This window comes from Microcoleus sp. BROC3 (assembly GCF_036702515.1).
Lineage (GTDB): Bacteria > Cyanobacteriota > Cyanobacteriia > Cyanobacteriales > Microcoleaceae > Microcoleus.
On sequence record NZ_JAUBTQ010000003.1, the window covers coordinates 120,565 to 141,442 of the forward strand.

The following is a 20,878-nucleotide window of genomic DNA, read 5'->3' on the forward strand; positions in this document are numbered from 1 at the left end:
TAATAACTACTGTTATAATATACCGTCCGGGGATGAGTAGACCCGACACCTACCCACAAACTATGCAACCCATCCAAATTACCACATTCCAAGCTTTGTGGCGCAGCCTGGGCCTGATAATCAAAGCCGCACCAATAGAACTCCGAAATTTAATAATACTCAACATCATCGGCGGTGCTGCCCCATCTGCCGTGCTTTTTTTAGATAAATTAATCATTGATGAAGTATCTCGGTTGCTATCGCAAACCCAAACAGCACAGCCCTTTGCTTTGATGCTTTCCCGGCCAATATTGCTGTGGAGTATTGCCGGAGTCTTAAGTCTCAGGTTAGTCGGCGATGCCCTAGACACAATGGGCTCTTTTGTCTCGACATCTTTGCGCGATCGCGTTCAAGGCTTTGTCGAAGGAAAAGTCATCGAAAAAGTCGCCAATTTCGACGATATTGCCCTCTTTGAAAACCCCGAACTATTAAATATAGTAGAACTAGCCAAAACGGGAGTATTCAAAATACAGCAACTAGCCTTTACCATCAGCATGACAGTCACCGGAATTTTTATATTTATTCCATCGATAGGCCTTGCTGCTGCGATAGCTTGGTGGGTGCCAGTGCTGATGTTGATTTCATCCTGCCCCTCAATTTACATCCAAAGAAAATATAGCAAAATCATCTGGAGAGTTCAAAGAAAGCAAGCTAAAATAACTCGTGAAATGAACTTATCCGCTAGAGTCTTGACGGGGGAAGAATACGCTAAAGAATTGCGTTTGTTTGGGTTGCAGGAACTTTGGCTCAAACGCTGGCAGGGTCAGTTTTTGCAGTTTTTTAGCGAGATGCAGCAAATCCGAAAAAAAGGAGCAATTGTTTTACTTTTGTGGTCAGTCTTTAGTAGAGTAGGAGTAGCTTTGCCATTTGTTTATGTGGTAATTGGAGCTTTGGGTGGTCGCTATACTTTGGGAGATTTGGCGCTTTATTCGGGTTTGATTGTTCAGGTGGAGCAAAGTTTGCAATTACTTATAGGCAATTATGCTAATTTGTACGATATCTCTCTCGGTGTTAGTCCGATTTTTCAACTGTTAGAACTCAAACCAGAATTGCAGTCTCCGCTTGTTGATGTGGCATCTCGCCTGCCTAGTTTACCAGATGGCGGGCAAGATTCCCGCCCCACAAAAGATAAAATTGGCATCGAGATTAAGCATCTATCTTTTTGCTATCCCGGTAGCAATAAAAGCACGGTTGAAGATATCAACTTAACGATTAATCCGGGTGAAATGCTAGTGCTTGTTGGTGAAAATGGCGCGGGTAAAACAACTCTTGGCAAACTCCTCGGTCGCCTGTACGACCCGACAAGTGGTACGATCGCCTGGAACGGCAAAGATTTGCGATCGTACTCTCTAGCATACGTGCGATCGCGCATCGCCGTAGTCATGCAAGATTACGCCCGTTTCCCCTCCACAGTCCGCGAAAACGTCGGTTTCGGCGACTTGCTTTCCCTCTCGGATGACACCGCAATTAATGAAGCTATTTCCGAAGCAGGAATTGCAGCTAAAGTCAACAGTTTAGAGCAAGGTTTAGAGACTCCGTTGGGGAAACAATTAGAAGACGGCATCGACTTATCGGGGGGACAGTGGCAAAGAATTGCGATCGCCCGCGCCTTAATGCGGCTTTCTACAGCCGAAGTGCTCATTTTTGACGAACCAACCGCCGCCCTCGACCCCAAGACAGAACACGAAATTTACAGCATATTCCGTCAAATTGCCGCTGGGAAAACCACGATAGTCATCAGTCACAGGTTGGGATTGGCCAAAATTGCCGATCGTATCGCCGTCATGGAAAACGGTAAAATAGCAGAAATAGGAACTCACGAGGAATTGATAGCATCAAACGGAATTTACTGCTCAATGTTCACCCGTCAAGCTAGCAGCTATATTTAGAGTGAAATCAACATAATTACCGGAGGGGCGGGTTCATCAACCATCTTGAATTCCCACAAACAATCTATATAAACCAGCCCTAACGCTCGCATTTGTGTCGCTGCGTGGCGAGAAACCGAGTTTCTGCGAATAATTTGGGTTGAGTACGAGAAATATCGGAAGAAACCCGGTTCCTGGGATGATTGTGCGAGATAGATTTATGAGAGATTAATCTCATTTGTTTTGTGGCAAAGTCTCGCTCCCCCCTAGCCCCCCTTAAAAAGGGGGGGACAAAAGTCAAATACAAATTCCCGCTTCTTAACGAGGGGACAAAAGTTCGATTCAAAGTCCCCCTTCTTAAGGGGGATTTAGGGGGATCTAGCCTTCGAGGTAAAGCAGAGATACCTGTTTTACCTCGAAGGCGATATTTTTGAGAAAATTGTCAGAAAGTGCGAGCTATAATAAAACCAACCTAGTTGGCGATAATATCAACGATGGAAACTATAACTCTCAACCTACCTGCCGCCGTCGCTTTGACCGACGAACAATTTTATCAATTGTCCATCGCTAATGAAGAGTGGCGATTAGAACAAACCCCCGAAGGAGAACTAATTATTATGCCTCCAACAGGCGGCGAAAGCGGGATCAGAAATTCCGATTTGACTACAGACCTAAATTTGTGGAATCGTCAGACTCGATTGGGAAAAGTCTTTGACTCTTCCACTGTCTTTCAATTACCCAACGGTGCGAAGCGTTCCCCTGATGCTGCTTGGGTACTCCGAGAACGCTGGGAAGCATTATCCGCAGAAGATAAGCGCAGGTTTCCTCCCCTGTGCCCGGACTTTGTAATTGAATTGCGATCGCAAAGTGATTCCCTAGAAACATTGCGGGCTAAAATGCGGTATTATCGAACTAACGGCTGTCGCTTAGGTTGGCTAATTGACCCCCAAACGCCTTTAGTAGAAATCTATCGGTTGTCTGAAGAGGTAGCAGAAGTTATTAATTTCTCTTTTGACCAACCGCCTACACTTTCGGGTGAAGATGTACTTCCCGGATTTCTTCTAGATATTACACCTATTCTCAACCCTTGAATCTCGATCCATTTTCTTTAGTTGGCTGGCGAGAAACCGGGTTTCTGCGACAATTTTTGGTTGAGTACGAGAGATATAGGAAGAAACCCGGTTTTTGGGATTCACTGCGTGGCGAGAAACCGGGTTTCTGCGACAATTTTTGGTTGAGTACGAGAGATATAGGAAGAAACCGGGTTTCTGAGATTCTTGTGCCTCCAAAAAGTCGATCGCAAATTATCTCCCCGTCAGCGTATCCGCATAAGGATCTGGCAAAGCTTGCTGCACTTCCAAAAGCGACAAAGAATCTCCAGTCAACGGTTGGCTAATCAAATTTTTTTTTACCCCATCCCCCTTGCGATCGCGCTCTTGCAAATGCGATAATTCCTCTTGATAAACCGCAACAATCCGCCCTAAACTCGCCGCCAAATCATCCCAATTATCATCTCCTCCCAACTTCTCAGAAATTCCCTCAAATAACTCTCCCGCTTGCCTTTTTTGAACATAAGCTTTCAAAAGCTTTCCCGACTTTTGCAAAACGGCCTGATAAATATCCCCATCAGACCACCACAGCCCCTGTTGACTCAGCAGCCAAGTCAAAATATACTCGCGAGCGTGTTGCTCCTTCACCCAGGCCGCGAGATACTGCAAATCTTCCATAGTTACAACAGTCTCCTCAATTGTCCTTAAAATGTCCGCTTGTTTGTATCTACCGTTACTGCGATCGACATAATACCTGCCTTATCATCACCTGCCCGCGTCATTAATATCCCTTAAATCTTAAAAAAACCCTACTGATTCACCAAACATCAATTCTGAGAATATAAAAATAAACCTAAACCTCCTAGGTCTATTGTCCAATACTTTTAGTCCACCGGAAAGCGCTACACCCCGCCTCGCTTTCCTCTCTCGCAAATCAATCCTCAAGCGGGAACAACAAGCGGGTTATTAGCATGACAAAGCAAAATTTTGGTTTAATCGGTCTAGCGGTGATGGGCGAAAACCTAGCGCTCAACGTCGAAAGCAGAGGCTTCTCCGTGGCTGTGTACAACCGCACAGCAGCCAAAACCGACGACTTCATGGCCCTACGCGCCCCCGGCAAGAACATTGTAGGCACCAAGACTCTGACAGAATTCGTCGATGCCCTAGAAACCCCGCGCCGAATCTTAGTGATGGTGCAAGCTGGCAAACCCGTAGATGCGGTCATCGACCAGCTTAAACCCATGCTGTCACCGGGCGACATGATTATTGACGGCGGCAACTCGCTCTACGACGACACCGAACGCCGCACCAAAGATTTAGAATCGATCGGACTGGGATTTGTCGGCATGGGCATCAGCGGCGGCGAAGAAGGCGCGCTCAACGGTGCTAGTTTGATGCCCGGCGGCACCCGTACTGCTTACGGTCTACTAGAGCCAATTCTCACCAAAATTGCGGCTCAAGTAGATGACGGCCCCTGCGTCACATTCATCGGCCCCGGTGGTGCTGGTCACTACGTGAAGATGGTTCACAACGGTATTGAGTACGGGGATATGCAGCTCATTGCTGAAGCCTACGATTTGCTCAAAAACGTTGGTGGATTGGACGGCAAGCAGTTGCAGGAAGTTTTTGCCGAATGGAATACCACAGACGAACTCAACTCGTTTTTGATTGAAATTACGGCTAATATTTTCAAGTACAACGACCCGGAAACTAAGCAACCCTTAGTTGAGGTAATTATGGACGCAGCCGGTCAAAAAGGCACCGGCCGCTGGACTGTTATGAGTGCTTTGGAATTGGGCGTGAGCATTCCCACAATTATCGCTGCTGTGAATGCCAGAATCATGTCTTCTTACAAAGACGAGCGCGTTAAAGCTTCCCAAGCACTGACCGGGCCTAGCGGCAAGTACGAAGGCGATACTAAAGAGTTTGTGAACAAAGTCCGGGATGCGCTTTACTGCTCGAAGATTTGCTCCTACGCGCAAGGCATGGCGCTGTTGAGCGCGGCCTCGAAGTCCTACAATTACGACTTGAGTTTGAGCGAAATTTCCCGAATTTGGAAAGGTGGCTGTATCATTCGGGCTGGCTTTTTGGACAAGATTAAAACAGCTTTCAAAGACGACCCCACGCTGCCGAATTTGCTGTTAGCGCCGGAGTTCAAACAGAGCATTCTCGATCGCCAATCGGCTTGGCGAGACGTGTTAGCTACTGCTTGCCAACTGGGGATTGCAGTGCCAGCATTTAGCGCCTCGCTGGACTATTTCGACAGCTACCGCCGCGAAAGATTGCCGCAAAACCTCACGCAAGCGCAGCGGGATTATTTCGGGGCTCACACCTACGAGCGCACCGACAAACCGCGCGGCGAATTCTTCCACTCTGAGTGGACGCAGACTGCTAAAGAATCGCTGCAAACCGGTACTACCGATTAATTAATTTTTGTAGGGTGCGTTTCGGCGCACCTTACAGATAGAACATGAGATTACTGCCAACTAATCTTTTTCCTGAACCCACACGGATACTGAACCGCCTTGACAGCGAAACTCCCCCCAACCCCACTCGTTAGTAGACACAGGTTCCTTAATATGCCCTGTTAAGTCCACAAACTTAGCATGAGGTTTACCAACTTCCATCCACTTGAAACCCTCCGGGCCGTCACTCATAATTACTGCCATTGCCTGTGGATGTTTCCCATTGCCCAATCTCGTCCAGCCAATTGTATTCCAATGATCGAAATAGTCATATTGAGGGCCGTAGGCGAAGTGTTTGCGAGCATGGAGAAACTTGTCAATTAGCGATCGATGAGACGGCATAAAAATTTTATACCGATTGCCATCACGCCCCCAATCTTCATATTCTGCACCGTAATAATCGCCGTAGAAAACGCAGGGATAACCTTCTCTTCGCAATAGAATAATCGCATACGCAAGAGGTTTAAACCACGGTTCTACAACAGATTCAAGTGCTTGCAGCGGTTGGGAGTCGTGGTTTTCGACAAAGGTTACTGCATGAGTCGGTTGCTGCTGCATCATTGTACCGTCTAAAATGCGCCGCATATCGTAGTTACCGCCCTGTTGGCTGGCGTAATGAAAGTTGTAATGCAGCGGCACGTCAAAAACGGACATTTTGCCCTTAACTGAACCGACATACCAGTGCAGGATATCGATATTTGGTGCCCAATACTCACCGACAACAAACAAATCTTTGCCGACATATCGCTCCATTTCATCCAACCATTCCGAAAAAAACCAAGACGATATGTGCTTGATTGCATCTATACGGAAACCGTCGGCACCTGTTGTGTCGAGATACCACTTACCCCAGCGTGTAATTTCATCTCGTACCCATTGATCCTGGAAATCCAGATCGCACCCCATTAAATATGCAAAATTGCCATTTTCTAGGGCAACATAGTCATCAAACATTCTGCCTTCTACCAAATAGACTGTGCCGCGATCGTCTTTATTGTATTCGTTGTAGTCTACTGCGTCAAAATGCCACCAGTGCCATTCAAATTGGGAATATTTACCTTTGCGTCCGGGAAAGTTAAAATGAGTGTAGCTTTTGATTTCTTGCAACCCACCTTTGGGATTTAGCCGATCGTGGTAAGGATAAGGAGTTGCCTTAAATATCTCTGCTGTATCTGCACCCATTTTGTGGTTGATAACTACATCGCCATAGACTTGGATCTGAGATTTGTGCAGGGCTGCGATCGCATTCAAGTATTGCTGCTTAGTACCATATTTGGTGCGAATTGAACCTTTCTGGTCGAATTCTCCCAAATCAAATAAGTCGTAAACCCCATATCCAACGTCGCTTTGCCCCCCAATTCCTTTGTAAGCTGGGGGCAGCCACAGTGCCGTAAAACCCGCATCAGCCAATTCTTTCGCTTGGTTTTTCACCTCATCCCACAGGGTTCCTCGATCGGGAATGTACCAGTGGAAATATTGCATCATCGTGCCGTTGATATCTGCCATTTTGCACCCTTGCCTTGAGATGATACTGACAATTTAAGGCGATCTTAGGCTACAGCATTGCCCATTGTCACGGTATCCACATTAATTTTTTCTAAAACTCCGGTTGGGGTGTGATTAAAGTTTTGTTACAGCTCTAAACTATAACATCCCTTGACTTTCGCCTGACTCTTTGAACCATACTTGAACTTGAGTGCAGACAAAAAGCCCCATTCCAACATCGGGAATCTAAAAGAATCAGTAAGTAAGATCACAATGTGCTTGTGATCTTGCTTGTTATCTTAGTAGATAACTATACTGAGCAAATCTGCTACCATCATAATTACTCCTTTTAAAAAAATGTAATTTTATGAAATCTTTTATTGGAAGAGCCGCTGCCGTTTTGGGTGTGATTGCGACATCGGTATTGGATACATGGACAGAAGAAGAGGAAAAAAAGCGTTTATTAGACAGTGGTATTCTGCAAGTGGATGAAATGACGGGAAAAGAGTTTGAAAGATTTCTAGAGGTTCATTTTATAAACTTTGGTTATACTGTGACTTTAACTCAAGATAGTCAAGATTATGGGGCGGATTTGATTTTATACAAAGATGGCTCCAAAACCGTGGTTCAAGCGAAAAGAAGCAAAAATCCAGTTGGGATTAAAGCAGTTCAAGAAGTAGCAGGAGCCGTCAGACATTACAAAGGAAATAAAGGAAGAGTAATTACGAACAACAGATTTACAGAAAATGCTTACAATCTTGCTAAATCTAACGACGTAGAGTTATGGGATAGAAAAAAACTAATCGAATTCATCCTGACCGCTAAGAATTGTAAATAACTTATCTACCAAAGTAAGTTATATATAAAAGATGCACTGCTTTCTCAGTATCTTTAATTTCACTTATTCATCATGTTACAAATTTCTAATACTGTGTTCATTCCTGATGGCGAAATCGAGATTAGTGCGATTCGCTCTCAAGGCGCGGGGGGGCAAAATGTAAATAAGGTGGCGAGTGCGATTCACTTGCGCTTTGATATCCCAGCTTCCTCATTGCCCGATCGCTACAAGGAGCGTTTGTTGCAAATCAACGACCAGCGCATCACCTCCGAAGGTGTGATTGTCATCAAGGCTCAGGAACACCGCAGCCAGGAACAAAACCGGGAGGAGGCTTTGAGACGGTTGCAAGAACTGATTAAAAGTGCGATCGTCATACCGAAAAGGCGCAAACCCAGCAAAGCAACTCGTAGTTCCCAGCGCAAGCGTCTCGACAGCAAAACCAAGCGAGGGCAGATTAAAGCTCTGAGAGGGAAAGTCACGGATTGAGCGATGAAAGGTCGATCGGGCTTCTGAGTTTTTAGTTATAGCCTTAGTATTTTCCGGGCTTGGGTGCATGACTCAAGCGCCTTTCCCTAGACATTTCCGAACCCCTGCAGGTTAGTTGTCGTTAGGCGAGGACTCACGACTTGGCAAGTCATCGGGAATTTTGGTTACGTCTAATCCTAAAACCTCAAACATAGTTTTTAGAGAAACCTGGTACAGGTTAGCCAGTGCAGCTACGTTTTCAACAGTTGGCATAGACTTTCCTGATTCCCAGTCAACTTGCATCCGCTCAGAAACGCCGATATGTTGTTTGACTTGAGGGCGGGTTAGCCCAGCTTGTTCTCTGAGAAGCCTTAATGGAGACTTTTCCTTTTCTTGCGAATTTTCTGCCACAATACATGAAGCTTGTTTCACGGCTTCTAGCTTCTTGACCTCCGCCGAAAGATGAAGTACACTTAATGCTTGTAGGTCATCGGGAATTTTGGCTACGTCTAATCCCATACATCTAGCAAGTGTTTTTAGAGGTACGCCTAGCTCGCGCGCCAGAGCAATGACACGATCGAAGCGAGGAATGGATTCCCCTCGTTCCCAATCGCCAATAATGCGAATTCCTACCCCCATTCGACGACTAAGTTCGGGTTGGGTCAAATTTGCACTTTCTCTAAGGTTTTTCAAGGTTATGGTTTCTTGATCTTTAGCTTCCATCAATTGTAGCAGTTAATTGCTAGCAAAATAGTGCTTGACACAATGGCAATCTGGCACTAAACTGCTAGTAGATAGGAAAAGGAAGGGTGGCCGGGCGAGCCTCCTTTCGTCAAAATGCAGGTTTGAAGAACCGCCGGATTTTTCGTGTCTATCAATTGTGCCTGCATACCCAAGCGTATTTTTGCGGCTTGGGCGCATACCTCAAGCCTCTTTTCCTCAACGCCGAGGAGGTGATGCCATGTAAAAGGTCGATCGACCTCACAGCCTGACTCAAAATTGTATCAAATGTCAACACCATGATTTAGCTGTGCTTGTTAGTTGTCGTTCGGTGAGGGCGCTCGACTTGGTAAGTCATCGGGAATTTTGGTTACGTCTAATCCTAAAACCTCAAACATAGTTTTTAGAGAAACCTGGTACAGGTTAGCCATAGCAAGTATGTTTTCAGCATTAGGTAGAGCCTTGCCTAATTCCCAGTCAGCTTGTCTTCGCTCGGAAATTCCGATTTTTTCTTTGACTTGAGGGCGTGTTAGTCCAGCTTGTTCTCTGAGTAGTCTCAATCGAGACTTCTCCTTTTCTTGTAAATCTTCTTCTATCATAGGACGAAATATTCATGATGCAAACGTCTTGACAAAGACTTTGATAAGACGTAAACTTCATGTTGGTAGGCACAACAAAGGCCGCTCAACGAGGCTCCTTTCGTCAAAATGCAGGTTTGAAGAACCGCCGGATTTTTCGTGTCTATCAATTGTGCCTGCATACCCAAGCGTATTTTTGCGGCTTGGGCGCATACCTCAAGCCTCTTTTCCTCAACTCCGAGGAGGTGATGCCATGTAAAAGGTCGATCGACCTCACAGGACAACACAACTCAAAATTGTATCAAAGATCCAGACCAAAACTTCTCCTTTGCGATCGCACAACTTCCGTGCTATCGTGCCCTTTCTCGAACCATTCCAGATCATGTCCACATCAATTGACAACTTCTACCTAGGCGATGTCGCCTCCAACTTTCACTTTGCAGGCCCGCTGCTAGACTTTGAAGAAGAAATCCAGAATCAATCTCCCTTTCACGATTTAGACTACCTGACAGGCGAAATTAAAAGGGGATTCCTAGACTACGTGCGTCAAGGAATCATGCTGGACGCGATCCGAAAACTGCGATTGTACAAAGACAAGTTCAAAACTTTTAAAAGTTACTGCGAACAAGCTTTAGGCAGGCAGTATTTTTACTGCACGCAAATTATCAAAGCTGCTGGCATTTGCCTGCGCTTGATTAAAGCCGGATTTGAGATTTTGCCTAGCTGCGTCGCTCAAGTTGTTCCTTTGTTCAAACACGCGATTACCGACCAATATGGCGACTGTCGTTTACAGGAAAAGTGGCAAGAAGTTGTCGATGTCATACCAAAAGAAAGGATTACCGCAGTAACTATTGCCGAAACAGTTGACAACAATCCCAACCTCCGGCTCAAACAAATTCGGATTAAAACCGACACTTACGCCCTTTTAACCAAAAAAGCAGCCGCAGCCGGACTGTCAATTTCGGAATTTTTGGCAAGGTTGGTTGGCGAATACAATCCCAGAAATTTAGATCAGCCAGCGGAACATACTCCCGAACAAGAGGAGATTTTAGACCAATTAGACGCGGAGTTTAAGAAGCCGGCAACGGAACAGACTTCAACTTCTGCCCCAGGAAAAGTTAAGTCTAAAGGTTTTGGAGTCAAAGTTGGCCCTAAAGGTGGTAAAAGGGAAGTTAAGGCGAAAACTTCGGAAAGGGAAGTTAAGGCAAAAACTTCGGAAGGTGAAGTTAAGTTCAAAAATCGGCAAAGTGAAATCAAAGCCGAGAAACAGTCGAATTCATTTAATGAGAAAAATCATGAAGTCATCTGCCCAAAATCCAATCATGCGTCAACTGAAATTAATGGAGGTTCAACTGAACGAAATTCAGTGCCACCTTATTAAAGCCACAGTGTTGAATTGGTGGCAAATAGTTTTGCCTGACGGACAGAAGATTGCGATCGAGCACGCGGGCGGCGGACACTGGATTTTTCGGGCTAACGGGCTTGAGAAATCTCATCCAGAAGTGCGGCTAGCGGTGTTAAGGGCGATCGCCCAAGGCTGTCGCAGGTAAGTTACGGCTAAGGACACGGCATTGCCGTGTCCCTAAAGATATCGCGGGCGATCGGATTTGATAGGATTTGGAGATGCAGGGGGGCGATCGACATTAGTTGCGATTGCGATCGGAATTCCCAAATGTGGGGCAAAGTTTAAAGTTGCGGCATTGTGGGCGGATGGTTGGTGTCAACGATGTTTTATGGGGTTTGGCGAGATGACGGAGTATCAGAAATTTTGCTGATTGCTGGAGACAACAAGGTTCTGTATGCTTGCGGAGGATGAGTTGGTTCGTCAAGGTATTGTGCCTCTAGCAAACCCTGCTTTAACATCCGATTTACATAGTGGTTCCTTACACTTTTGGGCGCACGACTCAATAAGTCAGTAAATGTTCGGAGTTGTAAGTAATGTTCGGACTAAAGTTATAAAATAACCGACTCGACAAGTTCTTTGCTGGTGTTAACTTTGTCGCGTATCGGTGTAGCAATCTTTCTCTGACGCGCGTAAGGTTCGGAGTTTGGTTAGTAATGTTCCGCATTATGTTTTTAGCAGTTAATAGAGCAGGATAGCACAGTATAAAAAAGTTGTTATAACGATTTTTTCGCTGACCATTTGCGAGCTTATTCTCTTGAACCTCAAGCAGCATAAAGGCTGTGGTTTCGGATCGCTGAACGATTAGTAAATATATTTATCAAAATTAATTATTATAAATAATGAGATGATTGTAGTCAATTTTAAGCTACAATAATTAAATATAAAATTGCATCTATTACCTACCTGTTCTTATTAGTGGTTATCATAAAACGCACTCCGAAACAAGTAATACATTCCCAATATTAGTATAATAATATCGATATTTCTTCACTTATTAACTTAAAAAATGACCTTTGTGCATATGTTATGAGGCAGAAGGGTTTGCTGGTTGTTTGACTGCGGGAAGCTGAGACTCGTGCTGAGGTAAAAATAACGAGATTGCTTGGAGTTTATTTCTCTCATAATAGAGGGGGGTAGCTAAGCCAGATTTGGTATCAGAAGAAAAAATTTGAGGACGAGGAAGAATCAAAAAGGTTATTCATTTTTCATTATTCATCATTTCGTTTGTCTAGTTTGAGTTCCTTGAGTCCGATCGACTAATTTTTATTTGAAAAAATCCGTAATAACTAAATTAGATTGCCGATCGGGCATTATACCAGCCACGATCGCAACTCCGGACTCTCACACAACTTCCCGCGCCCCTTCGCCAGATTGCCAAAATCTCAACTATGCTAACGTAGGCAAGCAGCAATCCCTTGTCACGAAGGCGATTAACATAATTTCAAACAATTTATTTGATTGAGGAGCGGTGTATCCCGTATGGCAAACCTGATCGGCACAGACAGCAACGACTTTATTCTAGGAACTCCGCTGAGCGATCGAATTCGAGGCTTAGATGGCGATGATACGCCCCTGGGTGCCGGAGGAGATGACACCCTAGACGGCGATGCCGGCAACGACCAGCTTCTTGGAGGTGACGGAGCAGATTCGCTGATTGGCGGTGAAGGAAATGACGAACTCATTGGCAACCAAGGGCGCGATTTTGCTTCCGGCGGGAACGGCGACGACTCGATTCGCGGCGGTTTGGGCAACGACATCCTCGACGGCAACGACGGGATAGACAGCGTGTTGGGAGATGCAGGGGACGACTTAATTAGTGGCAACGCAGGCTTTGATGTGATTGCCGGCGGTACTGGTAACGACACCCTCACAGGGAATGACGGCGACGATTCCGTATTCGGGAATGGTGATGACGACTTTCTCTACGGGAATTTTGGGAACGATTCTCTCAACGGCGGTCTCGGTAGGGATCAACTGTTCGGCGGTGACGGCAACGATTATTTGACCGCCAGCGACGGCGACGACACTTTGTACGGCAATGCCAACAACGATTCGCTCTTCGGAGACTTCGGCAACGACCAATTATTCGGCGGCAAGGCTGACGATACAGCTTTTGGGGGCATCGGTTCCGATACGATTCGCGGCGATGAAGGCGACGACTCGGTACAGGGAGATGAAGACAATGACTTCCTGTTTGGTGGCAAAGGTAATGATGTTCTCGACGGCGGTTTTAACGATGACTCCTTGGCTGGAGGTCTCGGCGACGATACAATTTTGGGCAGTTTCGGCAATGACAATTTATTTGGGGCAGAGGGTAATGATTCTCTGATCGGAGGTGAGGGTTCGGATACTCTGACTGGGGGCAGCGGCAGCGATGTCTTTGGATTGGGAGCCGGGCCTGGCAGTTTGGTTTTAATTACTGATTACAATGAGGCAGAGGATTTCTTTGGACTGCCGAGCAATTTATCTTTCAGTCAACTGCAAGTTCGGCAAGGTAACGGTGCAAATCTAAGGGATACAGTCATTACGCTCGACGGCAAGCTGTTAGCAATTTTGACAGACACTCCGGCGGCGCTGATCGATGCCAATGATTTTATCGCTGTGACTGGGACAGTTAGCCCCAGGCCAACCACCATTACAACTACAACTACGACTACGACTACAACTACAACTACAGATCCAACTCTAACTCCGACTCCGACGCCGACTCCAACTCCGACGCCGACTCCAACTCCAACTCCAACTCCGACTCCGACTCCAACTCCGACTCCCACGCCGACTCCCACACCGACTCCCACACCGACTCCCACTCCGACTGAGACTCCGACGCCGACTCCGACGCCGACTCCGACGCCGACTCCCACAGCAGCACCGACTCCGACGCCGACTCCGACTCCCACAGCAGCACCGACTCCGACGCCGACTCCGACGCCGACTCCGACTCCCACAGCAGCACCGACTCCGACGCCGACTGCTTCGAGGATTCCTACTGCACCTACAGTTAGCGCGCCTGAGGATTCGCCTCTGGTGTCAATGAGTTCTCTTGCTGCAACGCCGACTCGCGGACTATTGCCCCTGCTCGACCAGACGCCGTTCCCGACGCCGGTGCCGACCCCGATACCCTTAGCTCCTACACCTTTTCCTACACCATTTGGGTTCTAGATGCCGCGCAGCTCAGTTATGAGTTTTGAGTTTTACATAAACTCACAAACTCATAACTCAAAACTATGAGGACTTACGCCAGGAATCATTTTTTACACTATCTGTAGTGGTAAGGTGCGAAGTGCGCACCCTACAGGTAGAGTCTGTGCGTAAGTGCTGACTATTTAATGTCTTGCGGAGTATCGGCCGAGTCTTCTGGCGACTCGGCTGGAGAATCTTCTAGGGGAGATAATTGTTGGGTGTACCCCAAGAGCGATCTAAGTTTCATGCGGTGGATGTAAGGCCAGCCGCCATTGGCTTCAATATTCCTGAGCAGTTTGTAAAGTGCTTGGCGGTTGTCGGGAAAAGACGCTTGAAATAAACCGTCCCGAATTTCCCGGTGCGAAGCTTCCAGCGTCCGCAGCAGGGCCAAAAGCAGCAGACTGTCTCCATGACAACTTTCGGCTAAAGTCCGAATCGCCTCTGTCAGCGATTGCATTTGAGACTGCAACTTTTCTGACTCTAAATCTTTGCCGTTGTCCATACTGCTGCTTCCTTTGAAATCTACAAGGCCTTTGTCCCCAGCCTTTTGGTCAGCCGACTAATCGAGCTAGTGGCGATCGCCATTCGGGGTCATAAGCAAAGTAACTTAAGTAGGTTGACTTAAGCAATATTAATTTGCAGTCCAAGTCAGGAAAAGAGCACAACCCGTCGTACCATGTGTATTGGGCTGCGATCGGAACATGATTGAGAAATCATAAGTTCTTGCTTATTTTCACGGCGCACTAGCTTGATTGTTTAAGTCAATGCCGGTGTCGGTGAAGCGAGGGATCGGGATCTAAATGCTGCCCGAAGCGCTGGCCTAGCCTGCCGGCGGGCAATTATATTTTGCTCGAAGTAGGGCTTTTTCTTAATATAATCCGATCTTGGATATTGAGGTTTGCAATGAAATATCGTGCTTTAATTGTTGCACTTTTAGCATTTTGCATGAGTGCGCTGGTTGCTTGTTCTTCTGCTCCTGACACGACGGTGGCGACTACCGAGTTGCTCACCTACGACCAGATTAGAGGTACTGGATTGGCTAATAACTGCCCTAGCTTGGCAGAAACTTCTCGGGGATCGATCCCCATCGAAGCGGGCGGCACCTATAAACTGACTGGTTTGTGTTTGCAGCCCACAACTTATTTTGTGAAGGAAGAACCAGCAAACAAACGCCAAGAAGCGGAATTTGTGCCTGGTAAATTGCTGACCCGGTTCACGTCTAGCATTGACCAAGTTCAAGGTACGCTCAAGGTCGGTACTGACGGAACTCTGACTTTCACAGAAGAAGACGGCTTGGATTTTCAAGCTATTACGATTCAGTTACCGGGCGGAGAGCAAGTACCTTTCTTGTTTACCATTAAACAGCTAGTGGCCAGTTCAGAACCGGGAGTGGTTGCTATCAATACTTCCACCGATTTGCGAGGGGAGTTTAACGTTCCTTCTTACCGCAGCGCAGGCTTTTTAGACCCTAAAGCTCGCGGGGTATCGACTGGCTACGACAATGCTGTAGCGCTTCCGGCTAGTGACAATTCCAAACGGGTGCGGGCTAATGTTAAGGTGGCTGACACTCGCACCAAGGCGGGTAAAATTTCTCTCCAAGTTGCTAAAGTTAACAACGCCACTGGCGAAATTGGCGGGATTTTTGAGAGTACGCAGCCTTCTGATACTGATTTGGGAGCTAGACCGGCTCTGGACGTGAAAATTCGGGGTTTGTTTTACGCTCGCATTGAGCCTTCTGTCTCGTAAAATTGGCTTTCTGGATCGATCGAACTTGAGTAGTTTTTTTCCTTAAAGGTACTGCTCGCCCTTCATTAGCCAACAGTCTTGAGCAACATAACTTAGGACTGTTGACTGATGACTAAAATTATGATAAAATTATTATCACTTGCCAGTTATTAAGTTATGATTTTTAATTAGTTAAAGTATTGTTTTCAAACAGCTTTCAGATTATAATTTAGAGTTAAAAAATCCCGGTTAAATTCGGGATTGTGCCGAATACCTTCTACCTGGTAAAATTATACCTTCTGCCGCATAGCTTGAGAGGACCCCGCCAAATCGCTGCGTCTTCCCAAAATTCAACAGGTGTGTCCGCTATCACACCTATTAAGTGCTAGGATTACACTACCTAAAGGTAAATTATTTTAGACTATATTGGAAACTCGATCTAAAGCAATCTCAGTCCTCTGCTCTACCAAACCTTATGCCGCCATGTCTACCACAGTGCCGAACGAGCTAAAAAGCGAAAATTTGCAATTGTTGCGCGAGTACCAACTTTCTGGATCTAATGAAATCCGCAATCAGTTAGTTAAACTGAATATTGGACTGGTCAGAAAAGAAGTTTACCACTGGATCAACCAGTGCGGTGAAAGCTACGACGATTTGCTGCAAGTCGGGTGTATTGGGTTGATCAGGGCAATCGAGCGGTTTGATATCGCGAAGGGGCACGCTTTTAGTTCCTTTGCAATTCCCTACATACGGGGCGAAATTCAGCACTACTTGCGGGACAAAAGCCCTTCTGTGCGATTTCCCCGCCACTGGCAGTCCTTGGAACGCAAATCTGTCGCAGCGATCAAGGATTTGCAGGTGCAGTTCAACCGCAAACCTACGGATGCTGAAGTAGCAGCAGTGCTTGAGGTTTCTGTAGAAGAATGGCAAGAAATTAAACTGGCCCATCTCAACAGATCGCCTCTGAGTTTGGACGCGCCGGTGCAAGATGAAGATGAGGGGGCTACTTGTCTGGGAGAATTGGTGCCCGATAGCAAGTATCGGAGTTTTCAGTTGGCGCAAGAGGATCAAATTCGCGTACAGCAAGCTTTGGCTATGTTGGAAAAACGGACTCGCGAGATATTGGAGTTTGTTTTTCTCTACGATTTGACGCAGAAGGAAACGGCCGAACGCTTGGGTATCAGTGCGGTGACTGTTTCTCGGCGAGTTAAGAAGGGGCTGGATTTGCTCAAAGAGATTATGACTAAACAGCTTTAGTGATTAGTCAGTTGTTGGTTGTCAGTTGTCAGTTGTCAGTTGTGAACAGTTAACAGTCAACCGTTAACAGTTAACCGTTAACAGTTAACAGTCAACAGTCAACAGTCAACAGACTACTAACTAATTTTTAGATGCTGCGGACAAATTTATCGAGCCTTTCTACGGCTTTTTTAATTGTGCCTAAATCGGTGGCGTAAGACAAGCGAATATGGTCGTCTGCACCAAACGCAATCCCCGGAATAACTGCTACTTGCTGCTGTTCTAAGAAAGCGTCGCAAAATTCCAAAGAATTCATTCCAGTCTTGCTGATGTTGACAAACATATAGAAAGCACCGTCTGGTTTAATACAGCTAATTCCAGGGACAGCATCGAGTAATTCAAATATTACCTGACGCCTTTCGGCAAAAGCTAGACGCATTGTTTCGACAGACTCTTGACTGCTTTCCAAAGCTGCGATCGCGCCGTACTGTGCAAAAGTACACACATTTGATGTACTGTGACCTTGAATGGTGCTGGTGGCTTTAATTAATTCGCTCGGCCCGGCCAAATAACCGACTCGCCAGCCTGTCATCGAGTAAGCTTTAGCAAAACCGCTGCTGATCAGGGTGCGATCGAAGATTTCTTGGCCTAGGGAACCGATGCTGACGTGTTGGGCGTCGTCATATATAATTTTTTCGTAAATCTCGTCAGCAACGACTAAAATATCTCGATCGACTATCACCTCAGCCAACGCTTTGATTTCCGCCGTAGTATACACCATTCCCGTCGGGTTAGAAGGCGAATTCAGTACAAATAACTTGGTTTTGGGATTAATCGCTCGACTCAGTTGTTCCGGTGTAATTTTATATCCTGTAGAAGCATCAGTCCGTACAATTACTGGCTTGCCGCTAGCGAGTTTGACCATTTCAGGGTAGCTTAGCCAGTAGGGAGCCGGAATAATTACTTCCTCTCCAGGCTCGATCAGAGCCATCATCAGATTGTAGAGGGAATGCTTGCCGCCGTTGGTGACAATGATATTTTCTGGTTGATAGTTGAGATTGTTGTCGGATTGGAGTTTGCGCGCGATCGCAGCTTTTAACTGCGGTTCCCCAGCCACAGGGCCGTACTTAGTCTTGCCCGCGTCTAAAGCTTGTTTTGCCGCTGCTTTAATGTGTTCGGGGGTATCAAAGTCGGGTTCTCCCGTACTCAAACTACAGACATCAATCCCTTCGGCCTTCATGGCTTTAGCCTTAGCGGCGATCGCCAAGGTTATGGAAGGAGAAACCTCACCCACTCGTGCTGCCAACTTAATCATTGGATTTTAGATATTAGATTTTTGACTTTCGATCATAGGGTGACAAATGTTGATATTCAACCCTGTTGTTAGGGAATTATGACATTTGTTTACATAGTACGTAAAGGATTAAGCAATTAAAGAATAAAAATTAAAGAAGCTCTTAGTTTTAATTTTTATTCTTTAATTTTTAATTTTTGACGTTATTATTGTACCATTTTTGATGCCTCGTTACCCTCAACGCCGATCTGCAAGCTTATGGATCTCAAATCTCTGATTCGCGACATTCCTGATTTCCCCAAGCCGGGAATTCTGTTTCGAGACATTACAACTTTGTTACGCGACCCGCAAGGGCTCAGCTACACCATTGACAGCTTAGCCGAAAAATGCTCTGCAATGTCTGTTGACTATGTGGTGGGCATGGAATCGCGGGGCTTCATCTTTGGCGCGCCGTTGGCTTATAAAATGGGAATAGGCTTTATTCCTGTCCGCAAACCAGGGAAACTGCCCGGTGCGGTTCATTTTGCTGAGTACGAGTTGGAGTACGGTGTCGATCGGCTGGAGATGCACCGAGATGCGATGACATCCGGCAGCCGGGTGCTGATTGTGGACGATTTAATCGCCACTGGCGGAACAGCGGCGGCGACGGCTAAATTGTTAGAGCAAGCTGGCTGCGAGCTTGTCGGTTTTGCTTTTATCATTGAATTGCAGGCTTTGGGCGGCAGGCAGAAATTGCCGGATGTGCCGATCGTCACGCTAGTGGAGTATTAGTTAGTTAACTGTTGACTGTTGACAGTTGACTGTTGACAGTTGACTGTTGACTGCTGAGTAAAAACTACTGACAAATAATATCCTTGACCTTTGCATCGGAATTATTCATCTCTCTCTTCTCTTTCTCTGCTATCTCTGCGTTCTCTGTGGTTAAATCATTCCGATGCAACCGGAATTAATATCATTCACAATTCTTCAACTCTAAAATCTAAAATCTAAAATCTAAAATCCTATGACTTCTATTAAATTGAATCGAAATTGGCGAAAGTTGAATTCTCTGTTTGGTGGCGAAACATTTACTTATGTTTTAAAGCGACTTTTGCAGGCACTTTTAACCCTATTTTTGGCATCGGCTCTTTGTTTTGCAATTATTGAGCTAGCACCGGGAAATTACTTGGATACTTTGAGCCAAAATCCGAAGATTTCGCCGGAGACACTCAAGCAACTCGAACAGCAGTTCGGCTTAGATAAACCAGCTATTGTGCAGTATTGGCTGTGGCTGCAACAAATTGTGACGCGGGGGAATTTTGGCACGAGTTTTGTGTATCAGCGATCCGTAGCTTCGCTGCTGTGGGAACGAGTACCGGCGACGCTGTTGATGGCGATCGCATCTTTGATTGTAACTTGGGCGATCGCGATTCCCTTGGGAATTGTCGCCGCCGTCAATCAAAACCGCACAGTCGATCGAGTTCTGCAAGTAGTCAGCTACACCGGACAAGGATTTCCGAGTTTTATCACAGCGTTGCTGCTGCTATTTTTTGCTCAAAATACTTCGCCTCTTTTTCCCGTCGGAGGAATGACGAGCATTGACCACGCAGACTTACCTTGGTGGGGTCAAATCCTCGATTACGGCTGGCACTTAATTTTGCCAACTGTCGCCCTCAGCCTTACTGGTTTTGCTGGTTTGCAAAGATTGATGCGCGGACAATTTTTGGACGTGCTGCGTCAAGATTATATCCGAACAGCACGGGCTAAAGGTTTGCCGGACGATCGAGTAATTTACGTTCACGCTTTGCGGAATGCTGTTAATCCGTTGATTACGCTGTTGGGTTTTGAGTTTGCTAGTTTGTTGAGCGGTGCGTTTATTGCGGAATTTTTCTTTAATTGGCCGGGTTTGGGAAAGCTGACTTTGGAGGCGGTGAACAATCAAGATTTGTATTTAGTAATGGCGAGTTTGATGATGGGTGCGACGATGTTGATTGTGGGAAATTTGTTGGCGGATTTGCTGCTGAAAGCTGTCGATCCTCGGATCAAGCTGGAAGATTTGAAGTGATAGAATCATATTTGACTATAAATTTGATTCTCGTTAAATTCGGTTGTGACACAATCATTTTCAAATAATTTTCCTAGCCCTCGCTTTTCCAATCAGTCCCCCGCGACGCTAAATGATGAAATTCGATCGGCAGATGAGTTAGGTATCAGACCCATTAAAGTGGGAGAAGCAGGATTTGACGATATAATTAATGAAGGTACTGTCAAATGGGCAGTGACAACCAACCTAGAACTCCTTATAATTCCGAAATTTTGAGATGTTAACAATGAAATTTACCATACGGTTATAACTCGCGGTCAGCCTGTTTTGGCGGCGGGAGAAGCCGAGATTGTCGGCACCAACGGTTTGTATATTTTGCTAACAATCAGCAATCACAGCGGGCATTTTAGACCCAATTCAGAGAGCTTAGAACTAGGAATTGCAGCCTTTAGGCAGCAAGGAGTTGATACAAATAATGCTGATATCGAATATGTGGAGTAGATAA

Annotated in this window: 20 protein-coding genes; 14 read left to right on the forward strand and 6 right to left on the reverse strand. The window is 46.0% G+C overall.

Annotated features, from left to right (window positions below; all coding sequences use genetic code 11):
* The first annotated feature begins 62 nt into the window (after positions 1 to 62).
* Both QUB30_RS02960 and QUB30_RS02965 read left to right on the forward strand, forming a co-directional pair.
* Positions 63 to 1,928 (forward strand): ABC transporter ATP-binding protein, encoded by a 1,866-nt coding sequence (locus QUB30_RS02960; RefSeq protein WP_333328832.1) that lies wholly within the window; start codon positions 63 to 65, stop codon positions 1,926 to 1,928.
* A 473-nt stretch (positions 1,929 to 2,401) separates the two neighbouring features.
* Entirely contained in the window at positions 2,402 to 2,998 is a 597-nt protein-coding gene (locus QUB30_RS02965) for a Uma2 family endonuclease (protein WP_333328835.1), read from the forward strand.
* A gap of 213 nt (positions 2,999 to 3,211) precedes the next feature.
* On the opposite strand, the gene QUB30_RS02970 is transcribed toward QUB30_RS02965, so the two are convergent.
* Complete coding sequence (locus tag QUB30_RS02970) at positions 3,212 to 3,634, reverse strand: hypothetical protein (protein ID WP_333328838.1); 423 nt, start codon at positions 3,632 to 3,634, stop codon at positions 3,212 to 3,214.
* Positions 3,635 to 3,927: 293 nt separating this feature from the next.
* On the opposite strand from QUB30_RS02970, the gene gnd reads away from it, so the two are divergent.
* On the forward strand, positions 3,928 to 5,382 hold the full coding sequence (gnd, locus tag QUB30_RS02975) for a decarboxylating NADP(+)-dependent phosphogluconate dehydrogenase (protein WP_333328841.1): 1,455 nt from the start codon (positions 3,928 to 3,930) through the stop codon (positions 5,380 to 5,382).
* 60 nt (positions 5,383 to 5,442) lie between these two features.
* On the opposite strand, the gene QUB30_RS02980 is transcribed toward gnd, so the two are convergent.
* Positions 5,443 to 6,927, reverse strand: a complete 1,485-nt coding sequence (locus tag QUB30_RS02980; RefSeq protein ID WP_333328845.1) for an alpha-amylase — start codon at positions 6,925 to 6,927, stop codon at positions 5,443 to 5,445.
* Positions 6,928 to 7,273: 346 nt separating this feature from the next.
* On the opposite strand from QUB30_RS02980, the gene QUB30_RS02985 reads away from it, so the two are divergent.
* A complete protein-coding gene (locus tag QUB30_RS02985; RefSeq protein ID WP_333328849.1) occupies positions 7,274 to 7,744 on the forward strand; it encodes a restriction endonuclease in 471 nt (156 codons plus the stop codon).
* 72 nt (positions 7,745 to 7,816) lie between these two features.
* Positions 7,817 to 8,230, forward strand: coding sequence for an alternative ribosome rescue aminoacyl-tRNA hydrolase ArfB (gene arfB, locus QUB30_RS02990; protein WP_333102661.1), 414 nt, complete (start codon positions 7,817 to 7,819; stop codon positions 8,228 to 8,230).
* A gap of 111 nt (positions 8,231 to 8,341) precedes the next feature.
* On the opposite strand, the gene QUB30_RS02995 is transcribed toward arfB, so the two are convergent.
* Positions 8,342 to 8,932, reverse strand: a complete 591-nt coding sequence (locus QUB30_RS02995) for a helix-turn-helix transcriptional regulator (RefSeq protein ID WP_333328852.1) — start codon at positions 8,930 to 8,932, stop codon at positions 8,342 to 8,344.
* Positions 8,933 to 9,246: 314 nt separating this feature from the next.
* Positions 9,247 to 9,528, reverse strand: a complete 282-nt coding sequence (locus QUB30_RS03000; RefSeq protein ID WP_333288626.1) for a helix-turn-helix transcriptional regulator — start codon at positions 9,526 to 9,528, stop codon at positions 9,247 to 9,249.
* Positions 9,529 to 9,889: 361 nt separating this feature from the next.
* On the opposite strand from QUB30_RS03000, the gene QUB30_RS03005 reads away from it, so the two are divergent.
* The 3 genes from QUB30_RS03005 to QUB30_RS03015 all read left to right on the forward strand — a co-directional run bounded on the left by QUB30_RS03005 (position 9,890) and on the right by QUB30_RS03015 (position 14,074).
* Positions 9,890 to 10,888, forward strand: a complete 999-nt coding sequence (locus tag QUB30_RS03005; protein ID WP_333061938.1) for a hypothetical protein — start codon at positions 9,890 to 9,892, stop codon at positions 10,886 to 10,888.
* 7 nt (positions 10,889 to 10,895) lie between these two features.
* The gene (locus QUB30_RS03010; RefSeq protein ID WP_242728623.1) at positions 10,896 to 11,057 is read left to right on the forward strand and encodes a hypothetical protein; all 162 of its coding nucleotides are present in this window, start codon (positions 10,896 to 10,898) and stop codon (positions 11,055 to 11,057) included.
* A gap of 1,334 nt (positions 11,058 to 12,391) precedes the next feature.
* Positions 12,392 to 14,074, forward strand: coding sequence for a calcium-binding protein (locus tag QUB30_RS03015; RefSeq protein ID WP_333328857.1), 1,683 nt, complete (start codon positions 12,392 to 12,394; stop codon positions 14,072 to 14,074).
* A 160-nt stretch (positions 14,075 to 14,234) separates the two neighbouring features.
* On the opposite strand, the gene QUB30_RS03020 is transcribed toward QUB30_RS03015, so the two are convergent.
* Entirely contained in the window at positions 14,235 to 14,597 is a 363-nt protein-coding gene (locus QUB30_RS03020; RefSeq protein ID WP_333328860.1) for a hypothetical protein, read from the reverse strand.
* 401 nt (positions 14,598 to 14,998) lie between these two features.
* On the opposite strand from QUB30_RS03020, the gene QUB30_RS03025 reads away from it, so the two are divergent.
* Both QUB30_RS03025 and QUB30_RS03030 read left to right on the forward strand, forming a co-directional pair.
* Positions 14,999 to 15,841, forward strand: coding sequence for a photosystem II manganese-stabilizing polypeptide (locus QUB30_RS03025; RefSeq protein WP_333328863.1), 843 nt, complete (start codon positions 14,999 to 15,001; stop codon positions 15,839 to 15,841).
* A gap of 462 nt (positions 15,842 to 16,303) precedes the next feature.
* Positions 16,304 to 17,077 (forward strand): RNA polymerase sigma factor SigF, encoded by a 774-nt coding sequence (locus QUB30_RS03030; protein WP_333328866.1) that lies wholly within the window; start codon positions 16,304 to 16,306, stop codon positions 17,075 to 17,077.
* A gap of 127 nt (positions 17,078 to 17,204) precedes the next feature.
* On the opposite strand, the gene QUB30_RS03035 is transcribed toward QUB30_RS03030, so the two are convergent.
* Positions 17,205 to 18,371, reverse strand: a complete 1,167-nt coding sequence (locus tag QUB30_RS03035; RefSeq protein ID WP_333328869.1) for a pyridoxal phosphate-dependent aminotransferase — start codon at positions 18,369 to 18,371, stop codon at positions 17,205 to 17,207.
* A 237-nt stretch (positions 18,372 to 18,608) separates the two neighbouring features.
* Between QUB30_RS03035 and QUB30_RS03040 the strand changes: the two genes are divergently transcribed.
* The 4 genes from QUB30_RS03040 (at position 18,609) to QUB30_RS03055 (ending at position 20,874) form a co-directional block, all read left to right on the forward strand.
* On the forward strand, positions 18,609 to 19,121 hold the full coding sequence (locus tag QUB30_RS03040) for an adenine phosphoribosyltransferase (protein WP_333040475.1): 513 nt from the start codon (positions 18,609 to 18,611) through the stop codon (positions 19,119 to 19,121).
* Positions 19,122 to 19,353: 232 nt separating this feature from the next.
* Entirely contained in the window at positions 19,354 to 20,394 is a 1,041-nt protein-coding gene (locus QUB30_RS03045; protein ID WP_333328872.1) for an ABC transporter permease, read from the forward strand.
* Between the two features lie 45 nt (positions 20,395 to 20,439).
* Entirely contained in the window at positions 20,440 to 20,649 is a 210-nt protein-coding gene (locus tag QUB30_RS03050) for a hypothetical protein (protein ID WP_333328875.1), read from the forward strand.
* Between the two features lie 51 nt (positions 20,650 to 20,700).
* Positions 20,701 to 20,874, forward strand: a complete 174-nt coding sequence (locus QUB30_RS03055; RefSeq protein ID WP_333142514.1) for a hypothetical protein — start codon at positions 20,701 to 20,703, stop codon at positions 20,872 to 20,874.
* Positions 20,875 to 20,878 lie beyond the last annotated feature (4 nt).

What these genes read in the sequence shown, in the direction of transcription:
- QUB30_RS02985 (WP_333328849.1), top strand. Translation starts at nt 7,274, where the DNA reads ATGAAATCTTTTATTGGAAGAGCCGCTGCCGTTTTGGGTGTGATTGCG.
- QUB30_RS03000 (WP_333288626.1), bottom strand. Translation starts at nt 9,528, where the DNA reads ATGATAGAAGAAGATTTACAAGAAAAGGAGAAGTCTCGATTGAGACTA.
- QUB30_RS03005 (WP_333061938.1), top strand. Translation starts at nt 9,890, where the DNA reads ATGTCCACATCAATTGACAACTTCTACCTAGGCGATGTCGCCTCCAAC.
- QUB30_RS02995 (WP_333328852.1), bottom strand. Translation starts at nt 8,932, where the DNA reads ATGGAAGCTAAAGATCAAGAAACCATAACCTTGAAAAACCTTAGAGAA.
- QUB30_RS02960 (WP_333328832.1), top strand. Translation starts at nt 63, where the DNA reads ATGCAACCCATCCAAATTACCACATTCCAAGCTTTGTGGCGCAGCCTG.
- QUB30_RS02965 (WP_333328835.1), top strand. Translation starts at nt 2,402, where the DNA reads ATGGAAACTATAACTCTCAACCTACCTGCCGCCGTCGCTTTGACCGAC.
- QUB30_RS03020 (WP_333328860.1), bottom strand. Translation starts at nt 14,597, where the DNA reads ATGGACAACGGCAAAGATTTAGAGTCAGAAAAGTTGCAGTCTCAAATG.
- QUB30_RS03045 (WP_333328872.1), top strand. Translation starts at nt 19,354, where the DNA reads ATGACTTCTATTAAATTGAATCGAAATTGGCGAAAGTTGAATTCTCTG.
- QUB30_RS03030 (WP_333328866.1), top strand. Translation starts at nt 16,304, where the DNA reads ATGTCTACCACAGTGCCGAACGAGCTAAAAAGCGAAAATTTGCAATTG.
- QUB30_RS03040 (WP_333040475.1), top strand. Translation starts at nt 18,609, where the DNA reads ATGGATCTCAAATCTCTGATTCGCGACATTCCTGATTTCCCCAAGCCG.
- QUB30_RS03015 (WP_333328857.1), top strand. Translation starts at nt 12,392, where the DNA reads ATGGCAAACCTGATCGGCACAGACAGCAACGACTTTATTCTAGGAACT.
- arfB (WP_333102661.1), top strand. Translation starts at nt 7,817, where the DNA reads ATGTTACAAATTTCTAATACTGTGTTCATTCCTGATGGCGAAATCGAG.
- gnd (WP_333328841.1), top strand. Translation starts at nt 3,928, where the DNA reads ATGACAAAGCAAAATTTTGGTTTAATCGGTCTAGCGGTGATGGGCGAA.
- QUB30_RS03025 (WP_333328863.1), top strand. Translation starts at nt 14,999, where the DNA reads ATGAAATATCGTGCTTTAATTGTTGCACTTTTAGCATTTTGCATGAGT.
- QUB30_RS02980 (WP_333328845.1), bottom strand. Translation starts at nt 6,927, where the DNA reads ATGGCAGATATCAACGGCACGATGATGCAATATTTCCACTGGTACATT.
- QUB30_RS03035 (WP_333328869.1), bottom strand. Translation starts at nt 18,371, where the DNA reads ATGATTAAGTTGGCAGCACGAGTGGGTGAGGTTTCTCCTTCCATAACC.
- QUB30_RS02970 (WP_333328838.1), bottom strand. Translation starts at nt 3,634, where the DNA reads ATGGAAGATTTGCAGTATCTCGCGGCCTGGGTGAAGGAGCAACACGCT.